At 42.7% G+C, this 12,920-nt stretch carries 10 protein-coding genes; all 10 read left to right on the forward strand.

The window, feature by feature from the left end; translation table 11 throughout:
- Position 1 precedes the first annotated feature (1 nt).
- Positions 2–3,160: a TAT-variant-translocated molybdopterin oxidoreductase gene (locus ACLOAU_RS07125; protein WP_427861168.1), complete on the forward strand. Its 3,159-nt coding sequence runs from the start codon at positions 2–4 to the stop codon at positions 3,158–3,160.
- A 79-nt stretch (positions 3,161–3,239) separates the two neighbouring features.
- The gene (gene nrfD / locus ACLOAU_RS07130; protein WP_427861169.1) at positions 3,240–4,688 is read left to right on the forward strand and encodes an NrfD/PsrC family molybdoenzyme membrane anchor subunit; all 1,449 of its coding nucleotides are present in this window, start codon (positions 3,240–3,242) and stop codon (positions 4,686–4,688) included.
- Between the two features lie 108 nt (positions 4,689–4,796).
- Positions 4,797–5,384: a DUF3341 domain-containing protein gene (locus ACLOAU_RS07135; RefSeq protein ID WP_114790180.1), complete on the forward strand. Its 588-nt coding sequence runs from the start codon at positions 4,797–4,799 to the stop codon at positions 5,382–5,384.
- A 28-nt stretch (positions 5,385–5,412) separates the two neighbouring features.
- Positions 5,413–6,051 (forward strand): c-type cytochrome, encoded by a 639-nt coding sequence (locus ACLOAU_RS07140; protein ID WP_427861170.1) that lies wholly within the window; start codon positions 5,413–5,415, stop codon positions 6,049–6,051.
- A 31-nt stretch (positions 6,052–6,082) separates the two neighbouring features.
- The gene (locus ACLOAU_RS07145; RefSeq protein ID WP_427861171.1) at positions 6,083–7,342 is read left to right on the forward strand and encodes a quinol:cytochrome C oxidoreductase; all 1,260 of its coding nucleotides are present in this window, start codon (positions 6,083–6,085) and stop codon (positions 7,340–7,342) included.
- 129 nt (positions 7,343–7,471) lie between these two features.
- Positions 7,472–8,560, forward strand: a complete 1,089-nt coding sequence (locus ACLOAU_RS07150; RefSeq protein WP_427861172.1) for a cytochrome c oxidase subunit II — start codon at positions 7,472–7,474, stop codon at positions 8,558–8,560.
- Positions 8,561–8,601: 41 nt separating this feature from the next.
- The gene (locus ACLOAU_RS07155) at positions 8,602–10,416 is read left to right on the forward strand and encodes a cytochrome c oxidase subunit I (protein ID WP_427861173.1); all 1,815 of its coding nucleotides are present in this window, start codon (positions 8,602–8,604) and stop codon (positions 10,414–10,416) included.
- A 71-nt stretch (positions 10,417–10,487) separates the two neighbouring features.
- Positions 10,488–11,393, forward strand: a complete 906-nt coding sequence (gene cyoE, locus ACLOAU_RS07160) for a heme o synthase (RefSeq protein ID WP_427861174.1) — start codon at positions 10,488–10,490, stop codon at positions 11,391–11,393.
- A gap of 30 nt (positions 11,394–11,423) precedes the next feature.
- Positions 11,424–11,993: a cytochrome c oxidase subunit 3 gene (locus tag ACLOAU_RS07165; protein WP_427861175.1), complete on the forward strand. Its 570-nt coding sequence runs from the start codon at positions 11,424–11,426 to the stop codon at positions 11,991–11,993.
- A gap of 15 nt (positions 11,994–12,008) precedes the next feature.
- Entirely contained in the window at positions 12,009–12,893 is an 885-nt protein-coding gene (locus tag ACLOAU_RS07170) for a cytochrome c oxidase subunit 3 (RefSeq protein ID WP_427861176.1), read from the forward strand.
- Positions 12,894–12,920: the final 27 nt, after the last annotated feature.

Here is a 12,920-nt window from a genome sequence, read left to right on the forward strand (position 1 = left end):
TATGAGTAAAAAGTACTGGCAAGGTTTCGGAGAAATAAATGATCCTGAAAATTTTCAGAAGAAAGTGAGCGACGAGTTTCGCGAAGAGCTGCCTTTTGAAGATTTTGACAGCAAGGGCTTATTAGACGCAAAAGCCCCGCGCAGGGACTTTTTGAAATACCTTGGTTTTAGCACTGCCGCTGCAACCTTAGCAGCCAGCTGTAAAACAAAGGTTCGCGAAGCCATTCCTTACGCCTTTAAGCCAGAGAGTATTGTACCTGGTGAGGCAAAATTTTACGCTACTACTTATGTACAGGGTGGAGAAGTGGTTCCGGTATTGGCAAAAGTGAGAGATGGCCGTCCTATTAAGATCGAAGGAAATGATAAAGCCACTTTTACTAACGGAGGTACTTCTGCAGCAGTTCAGGCATCTGTTTTAGATCTGTACGATACACACCGCCTTCGTTTTCCCCAAAGAAAAGTAGGCGATAAATTTGAAGAAAGTACTTACGAACATTTAGATAAAACAATTGCTGCCGAGTTAGCCAGCGCCGGCCAGATTGTTTTACTTTCTAACACTATTACATCTCCATCTACTTTAGATATTATTGCGAAAAATCCAAAGATCCGTTTGGTACAATACGACCCTGCTAACTACAGCGGTATGTTGCTGGCCAACGAAGCATCAGGATTTGGAAGAAACTTACCTACCTACAGGTTTGAAAATGCGGATGTAATTGTAAGCCTGGGTGCAGACTTCCTGGGAACATGGTTAAACCCAATTGAGCAGGCTTCAGGATATTCCAAAGGCCGGAAAATAGACGAGAAGAATCCTAAAATGAATAAGCATTATCATTTTGAGGGCTTCTTAAGTATGACTGGTTCTAACGCCGATGAGCGTTTTGCGCATCGTCCTTCACAAACGGGTGCTGTTGCTTTAGCCTTATTGGCAGCAGTGGGTGGCGGCGCTACCGCTCCTGCCCTGGATGCTAAATTAAGCGCAGGTATTGCCAAAGCGGCTGCCGATCTGAAAGCGGCGGGTGCACGTGGCCTGGTAGTATCGGGCAGCAACGATGTAAACGTACAAACGCTGGTAAATGCAATCAACGGCGCTATTGGTGCTTATGGCTCTACCATCGACTTTACCAGACCATCTAATACTTCAAAGGCAGTTGATAAAGATTTCGCTGACTTACTGACCCAAATGGAAGGCGGACAGGTAACAGCGATCCTGATTCACGGCGCAAACCCGGTTTACGATTATTTCGATGGTGCCCGTTTTGCCAATGCACTTAAAAAAGTAAATACTTCTGTATCGTTCAGCGAAAGAATGGACGAAACAACGCAGTTAGTAAAATATATATTACCTACTCACCATTACCTGGAGAGCTGGGGAGATGCAGAGCCTAAAGGCGGCATCGTTAGCTTTCTGCAACCTACTATCAATCCTCTGTTTAAAACAAGAGCATACCAGGATACTTTATTAAAGTTGAGTGGTAATGCCACAGAGTATCATGATTACCATAAAGAATTCTGGACTTCTAAGTTGGGCGGTGAAATAGCTTTCCTTAATGCCTTAAAAACGGGTGTTATTGAAAATGCAGCTGCTACAGGAGGCTCTTACTCCGGTGCTGCTGTTGCTGCTGCTGCTGCTGCTGTATCTGCTACGCCTGCAGGTGGTAAAGATGAGCTGGTGGTATACAGAAACGTGGGTGTTGGTACTGGTGTTGGAGCCACTAACCCATGGTTACAAGAGCTGCCAGATCCGGTAACGCGTGTTACCTGGGGTAACTACGCACTTATTTCTGTTGCAAAAGCAAAAGAATTAGGCATTGAGTTAGATAATGATTATGAATATTACCCTGAAAAGCCGGTAATTAAAATACAAAGCGGTAAAGCCAGCATTGAATTGCCGATACTGGTAATGCCTGGTATGAATGCGAATACGATTGCGATCCCGATGGGATACGGTCGTGCCGAATTCACAGGCCGTACCGCAGCTGGTGTAGGTGCTAATGCATTTCCTTTCACTTCATTCAACGGAACAACAGTAAGCTTCGTAAATCCGAATGTTACGGTAACTGATGCCGGAAGAAAAGAAAAAGTAGCGCAAACACAGATACACAATTCTTATGAAGGCCGTGTTGAAGTATTGAGAGAAACTACTTTCGGTACTTTCAAGAAAAGACCTAATGAGATCAAAGAGTGGAGAGATCACCTGGTAGAAACTTTCGCTGCAACAACCGGCGACTTCAGAAAAGAAGCTACTTTATATGGTGTACACGAAACTCCGGGATTGAAATGGGGTATGAACGTAGACATGAATGCCTGTTTTGGTTGCGGTGCCTGCGTGGTAGCCTGTCATATTGAGAACAACGTACCTATTGTTGGTAAAAGTGAAGTGCTTCGGTACCACGATATGCACTGGCTTCGTATCGACCGCTATTTCATCAGCGACGAGAACAATGCAGATGAGTTAAAAGGTGTGGTATTCCAGCCTATGATGTGTCAGCATTGTGATAACGCTCCTTGTGAGAACGTTTGTCCGGTAGCTGCAACCAACCACAGTGAAGAAGGTATTAACCAAATGGCTTATAACCGTTGTATCGGTACAAGGTATTGCGCTAATAACTGTCCGTTTAAAGTACGTCGCTTTAACTGGTTAGATTATACAGGAGCAGATAGCTTCCCTCACAACCAGGATCAGACGATCGTTGGTAAATTAGATCCGGTTATATTCCAGATGAACGATCCGTTAACACGCATGGTGTTGAACCCGGATGTTACTGTACGTTCCCGTGGTGTAATGGAAAAATGTTCTTTCTGTATCCAGCGTACGCAACACGCTAAGCTGGAAGCTAAAAAAGAAAACAGGCCTTTACGCGACGGAGAAGCAAAAACAGCTTGTATGCAGGCTTGTAATGCAGACGCGATCGTGTTTGGTAATATTAATGATAAAGCAAGCCGTGTAAGCCAGGACAGGCAGAATAATCCTCAGCGTTTATTCTACTCTCTGGAGCAACTGCACGTATTACCTAATGTTAGCTACCTGGCTAAAGTTAGAAATACCGACGAAGTGCTTGCCGGGGATGAGCATCATGAAGAGGGGCACGAAGCTGCAGGGCATGGCGCTGAAGCAGGACATGGAGCTAAGCCTGCCGCAGAAGAAGCGCATCATTAATAGACGACGCAACCTCTGTAACAGGGCAAAACAATATCAGGATTTAGAATTTGACTTTTAGAATTTTTTATAGATAATTATGTCATTAATCAGATACGAATCGCAGGCCAGGGCGCCATTGGTGGAGGGAAATAAAACCTACCACGATGTAACGGAAGACATTTGTCGTCCGGTGGAGGCTAAACCCAGCAAATTATGGTGGGTTGGTTTCATTATATCGTTGGGCTTATTAGGTTTTGGTGTAGTGTCCATATATATGGATGTAGTGTATGGTACGGGCCAGTGGAACCTGAATAAAACGATTGGTTGGGGTTGGGATATTACCAACTTCGTATGGTGGGTAGGTATTGGTCATGCGGGAACCCTGATCTCTGCCATTTTATTGCTCTTCCGCCAGGGCTGGCGTACCGGTGTAAACCGTGCGGCTGAAGCAATGACGATCTTCGCGGTAATGTGTGCAGGCCAGTTCCCGATCTGGCACATGGGTCGTGTATGGAACGCTTTCTTTGTAATGCCTTATCCCAATACCCGTGGTCCGTTGTGGGTGAACTTTAACTCACCACTTCTTTGGGACGTATTCGCGATCTCTACTTATTTTACGGTATCTCTTTTGTTTTGGTACTCTGGTTTATTGCCTGACCTGGCAACATTACGTGACCGTGCTAAATTAAAATGGAGTAAGTTCTTCTATGGTTTGGCGGCATTTGGCTGGACGGGTAGTACCAAACACTGGCAAAGACATGAAGCATTGTCGTTGGTATTAGCCGGTCTTTCTACACCTCTTGTACTTTCAGTACACACGATCGTATCTTTTGACTTCGCAACTTCGGTTATACCAGGTTGGCACACTACTATCTTCCCTCCTTACTTCGTAGCGGGTGCGGTATTCAGTGGTTTCGCCATGGTGCAAACGCTTTTATTGATCACACGTAAAGTACTAGGTTTAGAGCAATATATCACTATAGAGCATATCGATGTAATGAACAAGGTTATTGTTCTTACCGGTTCCATTGTAGGTATCGCTTACCTGACAGAGTTATTCATGTCATGGTATAGTGCTTCGCCTTACGAGTGGTTTGCTTTTAAAGAAAACCGTTTGAACCTGAACAGTCCTTATGGATGGAGCTACTGGCTGATGATGGGGTGTAACGTAATTTCTCCGCAGATCTTCTGGTTCCGTAAAATGAGACGTAATATCCTGGTTACTTTCTTTATGAGTATCCTAGTAAATATCGGTATGTGGTTTGAGCGTTTTGTGATCATCGTTACCTCTATCTATCGCGATTATTTACCAAGCTCATGGAGTACTTATTACACTCCAACAATCTGGGAGATTGGTTTCTATATGGGTACGTTTGGTTTGTTCTTTACCTGCTACTTCCTGTTCTCTAAATTCTTCCCGGTAATTGCGATCGCTGAGATCAAACATATCCTGAAGAAAAACGGTGACAGCTACAAAGCTGGTTATAGCAAAGAGGAAGAAGAAAGCTATGATGCGTTTGAGCACGAGCAAAGCCATCATCATTAATAGTAAGTTGAAAACCTGCCTGTCGGCGGACAGGGTTTATAAGTTGACAAGGTTTTTGGGTCGGTATTTACCAGAATCCGGTAACCAGAATCCAGTAACAAAAAATATATGAACGTTAAAAAATTTGTTGTAGGTAATTTTTACGAAGAGACGGTTTTGTTTCCGGCGGTAACGAAGGTTCGTCGTGCCGGGTACAAAATACACGATGTGTATACGCCTTTTCCTATCCATGGTTTAGACAAAGTGATGGGACTAAAGGATACTGATCTTCATATTGCCGGTTTCATTTACGGTATCACAGGTACTTCTACCGCCATAGGCTTTATCACCTTTATGCTGGCGTTCGACTGGAAGATCAACTTTGGTGGAAAGCCGTTCTTCTCTTTACCGGCATGGATTCCTATTATGTTTGAGCTTACAGTACTATTTGCTGCTGTGGGTATGGTGCTTACTTTTTGCTGGCTGTGCCAACTGGCTCCGTTTGTGAAAAAAGACCACTTTAACCTGCGTAGTACAGACGATACCTTTACAATGGCTATTGAATGTACTGACAAAACAAATGAAGAAGAGGCGATTGCCTTTTTGCAAAGTGTTGGTGCACAAGGTGTAGAAATTCAGCATCGTGAAGCAGATTGGTGGATTGGCCGCTATGACAGGGAAACAGTAAGATTTGGAAAGAAAGTACCCCAGGTTTAATTAATATCAACTCAAGGAAAAGAAACAGATGAACAAATATTTTTATATAGCAGTTGTGGTGCTTAGCGCAGTAGCCGCTGGTTGTGGCGCAGGTAAAGAGCCTGGTATTGCTTATATGCCTGATATGTATTACAGTAAAGCTTACGAAACGTATGCTTCTACTAAAGAGCTGAAAGATTCTGGTATATATTACAACAGGCTTCCTGTTGCAGGAACCGTTTCTACAAATGAAGATCTTGCGTTTCATTTTAATCTGAAACACGATTCTACGGGGTATGCGCAATCTGCAAGCCTGAAGAATCCGTTGGATAGCGGTGCTACCGTAAACCTGAAAGAAGCTGAAAGATTGTACCTGGTAAACTGCGGTATTTGTCATGGTGCAGCATTGGATGGTAACGGTCCTCTTTTCAAAGGTGGCGAAGGTCCTTACTCTGCAAAACCTGCCACTTTAGTTGGCGATGCGGTTTATGAGGCGATGGCTCCCGGTACCATGTTTTATTCTATTACTTATGGTAAAGGACAAATGGGTAGTTATGCTTCTCAATTGACGCCCAAAGAGCGCTGGGAAGTAGTGGCTTATATTAAATCGAAGCAAAAGAAAGCAGCCCCGGCAGCTACTCCGGCCGCCGCTGCACCAGTAGATAGCGCAGCAACGGCAAAGAATTAATTTATTTGAACTTATTTAATAAAGATCAGGAATGTCAACAGTAGAAAAATTTTTACCTACAAAAAAGTATAACACTATATCTTATGTGTTAATGGCCGTAGGTTTGGTAGCGACTATTGCGCTGTATATTTCAACGCATGGCGCAACCGGCAGTGAGGAAGAAGTACACAGAAGCCACGCACGCTTTTGGGCAAGCCTGTTACAAAATAGCGTTTACTTTTTGCTGGTAGTGAATGCAGCTATGTTCTTTATGTGCGCCACTACATTAGCATGGGGTGGATGGCAAATTGGTTTTTCAAGGGTTACAGAAGCCGTTTCTTCGGCAGTTCCTGTAATCGGTGTTATAGCCGCTGTGATTTTGCTGTCGATTGTTTTTGGTGATAATCATACTATTTATCACTGGACTGACACAGAGCATGTGAAGCACGACAAGATCCTGAACTTTAAAAAAGGATTCCTGAATAAAGGATTTTATGTGAGCGTAACTGTTTTAACGGTAGTATTCTGGTCGTTCCTGGGTTGGAAAATGAGACAACGTTCGCGCAGCCTGGATACAAACCCTCCGGTAACAGTAGAAGCCAAAAAGAAGTTTATATGGAATAACACCGTAATGGCAGCTTTATACCTGGTTGTATTTGCTTTAACGATAATGTCATCTTTACCCTGGTTATGGTTAATGAGTATTGATGCCCATTGGTTCAGTACCATGTATAGCTGGTATACTTTCGCAAGTACTTTTGTTGCGGGTATTGCGCTGATCGCTCTTTATGTGGTATTTCTTAAAAATAATGGCTTACTGCCTGCAGTAAACCAGGAGCACTTACACGACCTGGGTAAATTTATGTTCGCGTTTTCTATCTTCTGGACATACCTGTGGTTCTCCCAGTTTATGTTGATCTGGTATAGTAACCAACCTGAGGAAACTATTTATTTCGTAAACAGAATTGGTAACAGTGCCAGACAAAGTCCTTATTCCGGTATCTTCTGGTTTATGCTGATTATCAATTTCGTTGGGCCAATACTTATTTTCATGAGCCGCGATTCGAAACGTAATTACACTATCGTAACATTTGTGGCAATATTGATCATCTTCGGTCACTGGCTTGATTTCTACCAGATGGTATTTCCAGCAGTGTCTCCTGATAAAGTTCCGTCTATTATTTTCGATATGGGCATTGCTATGTTCTTTGTAGGATTGATTATGTTGCTGGTGGCGCGTACATTAAGTAAATATCCTTTGACAGTAAAAAATCACCCTTTTGCGAAAGAGAGTGTTATTCACCATACTTAATAAACGTAAAGCGGTTTAAAGAATAGTTGAGATATATTCATCAGTACAAGAGTGCGACGCAACAAAGCTGACAGAAGCACATGGCTGATCACAAAAAATAAGATATAACATAACAGAACAATACATCGTATGCATACTTTTTTACTAATAACGATTTTATTATTGGGATTCATTATCACCTTTCAGATTGCAAGGGCGACTGAATTTGTATCAATAGTACAAGGGGAGGAAAGAACCAGAAAGCAGTCTAACAGGATCAATGCATTTTTGTTGTTAGTGTTTCTGATTGTAGGTCTTTTTGGTGTGTATTGGGCGCATCATACCCTGGCTGATAAAACATTAGGTTTTGACAGCTCTGCTTCTGACCATGGTATCAAAGTAGACAGGATGTTGAAATATACCCTGATTGCTACGGGTATTGTGTTTGTATTAACTCAGGTATTGTTGTTTTGGTATTCTTTTAAATACCAGGAAAGAGAAAATCAAAAAGCATACTATTTCCCGCATAACAATAAGCTGGAAATGATCTGGACTGTTGTTCCTGCCATTGTTTTAACAGTATTAATCTCATTTGGTTTAGTGTATTGGTTCCAGATTACCGGTGCTGCTCCTGAAAATGCTGCTACAGTAGAAATTACCGGCAGCCAGTTTAAATGGGAGTTCCGTTACCCGGGCAAGGATGGCGTTTTAGGTAAAAAGAACTACAAATTTATTGATGAGAGCAATGATAACTCTTTAGGTTTGATCTGGGATGATGAAGCTACCCATGATGATATTGTATCGGGTGGTCCTTTGCACCTGGTAGTAAACAAACCTGTAAGACTGGTAATTGGCGCTAAAGATGTGATTCATAGTGTAGGTTTACCACATTTCCGCCTGAAAATGGATGCGGTACCGGGAACGCCTACTACTTTATGGTTTACTCCTATTAAGACCACCAAAGAGATGATCAAAGAAACAGGCCAGGAGAACTTTGTATTTGAAATTGCCTGCGATCAGATGTGCGGAGCGGGACATACGGGCATGCGCGGAGAAATTATTGTTGAAACCCAGGAAGAATACGATCAGTGGATGGCAAGCCAGAAAGCGCAATACAAGACTGCAGTGACTGATAAAGAAACTGCTGCGGCTCCGGCTGCTGCCAAAGATTCTTCAGCGGCAAAACCGGCAGACAGCGCTGCGGTTGCTGCTAAACCCGATTCTGCTACTGCAAAATAATTTGATATACCTTTAGATCGATATTAAAGACGAAATTTTTTATGAGCGATATTTTACATACCCACCAGGAAACAGCAAGCCACGGTCACCATGCAGATGATCATCATCATGTGCATGCGCATCACAAAGAGACTTTCATTTCGAAGTATATTTTTAGCATGGATCATAAAATGATTGCTAAGCAGTTCCTTATTACGGGTATTGTTTGGGCGATTATTGGTGGTTTGTTTTCGGTATTGTTCAGGTTGCAGTTAGGTTTTCCTGATGAAAGCTTCCCGATTCTGGAAACATTTTTCGGAAAATGGGCTGAGGGTGGAAAGCTAAGACCTGAGTTTTACTATGCATTAACTACTATGCACGGTACGGTACTGGTATTCTTTGTATTAACTGCCGGTTTGAGCGGAACTTTTGCGAACCTTCTTATTCCATTGCAGGTTGGGGCAAGAGATATGGCATCTCCTATGATGAACATGTTATCTTACTGGTTCTTTTTTGGTGGAAGTATAGTAATGCTGGCTTCTTTGTTTATCCAGACAGGACCTGCATCCGGTGGCTGGACGATCTATCCTCCGCTGAGCGCCCTGGGCCAGGCTTCAGAAGGTTCTAAAGCGGGTATGGATTACTGGATCATTGGTATGGCGTTGTTTATTATTTCCCAGCTTTTGGGTGGGTTGAACTATATCGCAACCATATTGAACATGCGTACCAAAGGTATGAGTATGACCAGGGTGCCGTTGACTATCTGGGCGCTCCTGTTTACTGCTATTTTGGGTGTATTGTCATTCCCTGTATTATTATCAGGTGTGGTATTATTGATTTTTGATCGTCACCTGGGTACGAGCTTCTACCTGAGTGATATTTATATTGCCGGACAAGCTTTGGCAAACGAAGGTGGTAGTGCCATCCTGTTCCAGCACTTATTCTGGTTCTTAGGTCACCCTGAGGTATATATTATTATCTTACCTACCATGGGTATCGTATCGGAGGTAATGTCGGTAAATGCACGTAAGCCTATCTTTGGTTATATGGCGATGGTGTTCTCTATGTTTGCTATTTGCGTACTCGCCTTCCTGGTATGGGCGCACCATATGTTTGTCACGGGGCTGAATCCTTTCCTCGGATCGGTATTCGTATTATTGACGCTTTTAATTGCGGTGCCTTCCGCTATCAAAGTATTTAACTGGTTAACTACTTTATGGCGTGGTAATATCAGGTTTACACCTGCTATGCTTTTTGCTATTGGTTTTGTTAGCTTATTTATCTCCGGAGGTTTAACCGGTATATTCCTGGGTAACTCAACTATCGATATTCACCTGCATGACACTATGTTTGTGATCGCTCACTTCCACATTGTAATGGGTGTATCCGCATTCTTTGGTATGTTCTGCGGTATTTATCACTGGTTCCCCAAGATGTTTGGCCGGTATATGAACAATACTTTAGGTTATATCCACTTCTGGGTTACATTGATAGGTGCCTACCTTATATTCTGGCCCATGCACTACCAGGGTTTTGCCGGTATGCCAAGAAGGTACCTGGATAAAAGCAGCTGGGTGAGCTTCAGCCAGTTCCATGGTCTGGATGCTATGATCACAGTGGTAACAGTATTAGTGTTTGCAGTTCAGCTCATGTTCGTATTCAACTATTTTTATTCTATCTATAAAGGAAGAAGGGTAAGAACACTGAATCCATGGGGTGCTACTACATTGGAGTGGACTACGCCTATCCGTCTGGGTCATGGTAACTGGGATGGTGAAATTCCTGAAGTTCACCGTTGGGCTTACGACTATGGTAAAGACGGAAGAGATTTCATTCCTCAGACTGAGCCGATAGGAGAAAAAGAAAGTTCGCATTAAGAAGAGAAGTAGTCAATGGTCAATAGTCAATGGTCGACGGACTTTAGCCTAATGGCCATTAACAATGAACCATGAACAATTTGAAACAGGAAAGAACCGGCTTTAAAGATTATATACAACTTGTAAAGCCCTCTTTAAGTATAATGGTGGTATTTAGCAGCGTAATCAGTTACCTGCTGGTGCCCGATGTGCTGATTGACTGGTGGCGGATCGTTTTGCTCTTTGCAGGTGGAATGTTGGTTACGGGTAGTGCCAACACCATCAATATGGTGGTTGAAAAGGATACCGATGCTTTGATGAAACGCACGGCTAAAAGACCCATTGCCAGCGGACGTATAACGCCCGAGCAGGGTTGGGGTTTTGCAGTACTTACCGGCGCTTTAGGGGTATTTATCTTAGGCTTTTATTTTAACTGGACAGCGGCAGCATTGGCAGCATTTAGTTTGTTCTTATATGCCTTTGTTTATACGCCGCTAAAAAAGGTAAACTCTATCGCTGTTCTGGTAGGCGCTTTTCCGGGAGCTCTTCCTTGTTTAATAGGTTGGGTGGCTGGATTTGTACCAGGCCAGGAAATAGATTGGCTGGGTGGTGCGGTAATGTTTGGTATCCAGTTTTTATGGCAGTTTCCACACTTCTGGGCCATTGCCTGGGTAGCGCATAAAGATTACAGTGAAGCTGGTTTCAAATTATTGCCGAGTGACAAAGGTCCAACCAAGTTTACGGCATTACAAACACTGGTTTATTCGCTGTTACTGGTGCCCATTACGGTAGCTCCTTTTTTTACCGGCATTAGCAGCTCAGCAGGAGTAAGAGGAATTATTGCATTGGTGCTGATCATTATAGCCAATCTTTTTATGATCATGAGGTGTGTGACTTTGTATAGTAAGATGGATGTGAAGAGTGCGAGAAATGTGATGTTTGGAAGCTATATGTATTTACCGGTTGTTTTACTGGCCTTATTATTGGCAAAGGTTTAGTACCTAAAAGTTATATTAAAAAATTTGAACGTGGATATAGTGAGCAACGAGCAGCATAAAAGAGTACATCCTCATAAATTTACTTTATGGGTAGCCATAGCAAGTATCATTATGATGTTTGCGGGTCTTACGAGTGCTTTTATTGTAAAAAGTAATCTTACAGGTTGGAGAACGATTGTATTACCCAAAATATTCTGGGTTTCAACTGTCGTAATTTTAGCAAGCAGCGTAACCATGCAAATGGCTATTAAAGCATTTAAAGCCAGAGAAATGCAGCGCTATCGTTCCCTGATGGGTGTGACGGTAGTATTAGGGTTGGCTTTTGTAATTTGCCAGGTGATGGGATTTGGTGAGTTATGGGATCAGAATATACGCTTTAAAGGATCATCCGGTGCAGGCCAGTTCTTTTATGCAATTGCCGGTTTGCACGGTTTGCACGTATTAGGCGGCGTTGTAGCATTGATTGTGATGGTGGTAAGGTCTTTAATAGGAAAGAGTAAATTATATAGTGCGGTTCCTGCCGAAGTAATGGGCATGTACTGGCATTTTGTAGACCTTTTGTGGTTGTATTTATTAATATTTTTTATAATTGTTGGATAAAATTTTTTCTAAGGAATGGCACACGAAGCAACAGTAAACACACATCGTACCAAATGGTGGAGCGGAGGGAAAAGCCCTTTTAATATCGAGTACGGAAAAGTGATGATGTGGTATTTTTTAATGAGCGATGCCTTTACGTTCGGCGCGTTCCTTATCTCTTATGGTACCACCCGGTTTAGCCAGAACTTCTGGCCAGATCCAAACGTGGTATTTAACGCCTTGCCGGGTGCGGGTCACACTAACCTGCCATTGGTATTCGTAAGTATCATGACCTTTATCCTGATCATCAGCTCTGTTACCATGGTATTAGCTGTGCATGCAGGTCATAACCGTAATAAAGCGGATGTTCAAAAATGGTTATTATGGACCATTGTAGGGGGCTTAGCGTTTTTAGGTTGCCAGGCTTTAGAGTGGCATCACCTGTTAACTGCAGAGCATGCTACGTTAATTGATGGTAAAATAGAATTGATCAGCCAGACTACCCGTCACAATCCATGGGGTAACCTGGTACATGGTCCTGAAGTAACAGCGGCATTACAAAATTCTTCTATTGAAACTTTGGCTACTTTAGTAGGGGAGCATCATTTATCCCCGGCTTCTCATGCAGAGTTATTAACAACTCCTAAAGACCAGCTGGTACAATTGATCAGCAATAGCGATGCAGTTCATATTCGTGAAAAAGGTCCGGTTGCATTTGGTGGTTTCTTCTACGGTATTACAGGTTTCCACGGTTTCCACGTATTTAGCGGTGTGATCATCAACATTGTAATGTTGTTAATGACCAGAGGAAATGTGTTTGAAAATAAAGGGCATTACCTGATGATTGAAAAAGCTGGTTTGTACTGGCACTTTGTAGACCTGGTTTGGGTATTTGTGTTCCTGTGTTTCTATCTGATCTAACATTAGCAGGAACAGTATTTGTGTAAT

It is taken from the genome of Paraniabella aurantiaca, assembly GCF_050309965.1.
Classification (GTDB): Bacteria; Bacteroidota; Bacteroidia; order Chitinophagales; family Chitinophagaceae; genus Niabella.

Excerpts from the sequence above, each read along its gene's own strand:
- nrfD (WP_427861169.1), top strand. The coding sequence starts at position 3,240 with ATGTCATTAATCAGATACGAATCGCAGGCCAGGGCGCCATTGGTGGAG.
- ACLOAU_RS07170 (WP_427861176.1), top strand. The coding sequence starts at position 12,009 with ATGGCACACGAAGCAACAGTAAACACACATCGTACCAAATGGTGGAGC.
- ACLOAU_RS07155 (WP_427861173.1), top strand. The coding sequence starts at position 8,602 with ATGAGCGATATTTTACATACCCACCAGGAAACAGCAAGCCACGGTCAC.
- ACLOAU_RS07135 (WP_114790180.1), top strand. The coding sequence starts at position 4,797 with ATGAACGTTAAAAAATTTGTTGTAGGTAATTTTTACGAAGAGACGGTT.
- ACLOAU_RS07150 (WP_427861172.1), top strand. The coding sequence starts at position 7,472 with ATGCATACTTTTTTACTAATAACGATTTTATTATTGGGATTCATTATC.
- ACLOAU_RS07125 (WP_427861168.1), top strand. The coding sequence starts at position 2 with ATGAGTAAAAAGTACTGGCAAGGTTTCGGAGAAATAAATGATCCTGAA.
- cyoE (WP_427861174.1), top strand. The coding sequence starts at position 10,488 with ATGAACAATTTGAAACAGGAAAGAACCGGCTTTAAAGATTATATACAA.
- ACLOAU_RS07140 (WP_427861170.1), top strand. The coding sequence starts at position 5,413 with ATGAACAAATATTTTTATATAGCAGTTGTGGTGCTTAGCGCAGTAGCC.
- ACLOAU_RS07145 (WP_427861171.1), top strand. The coding sequence starts at position 6,083 with ATGTCAACAGTAGAAAAATTTTTACCTACAAAAAAGTATAACACTATA.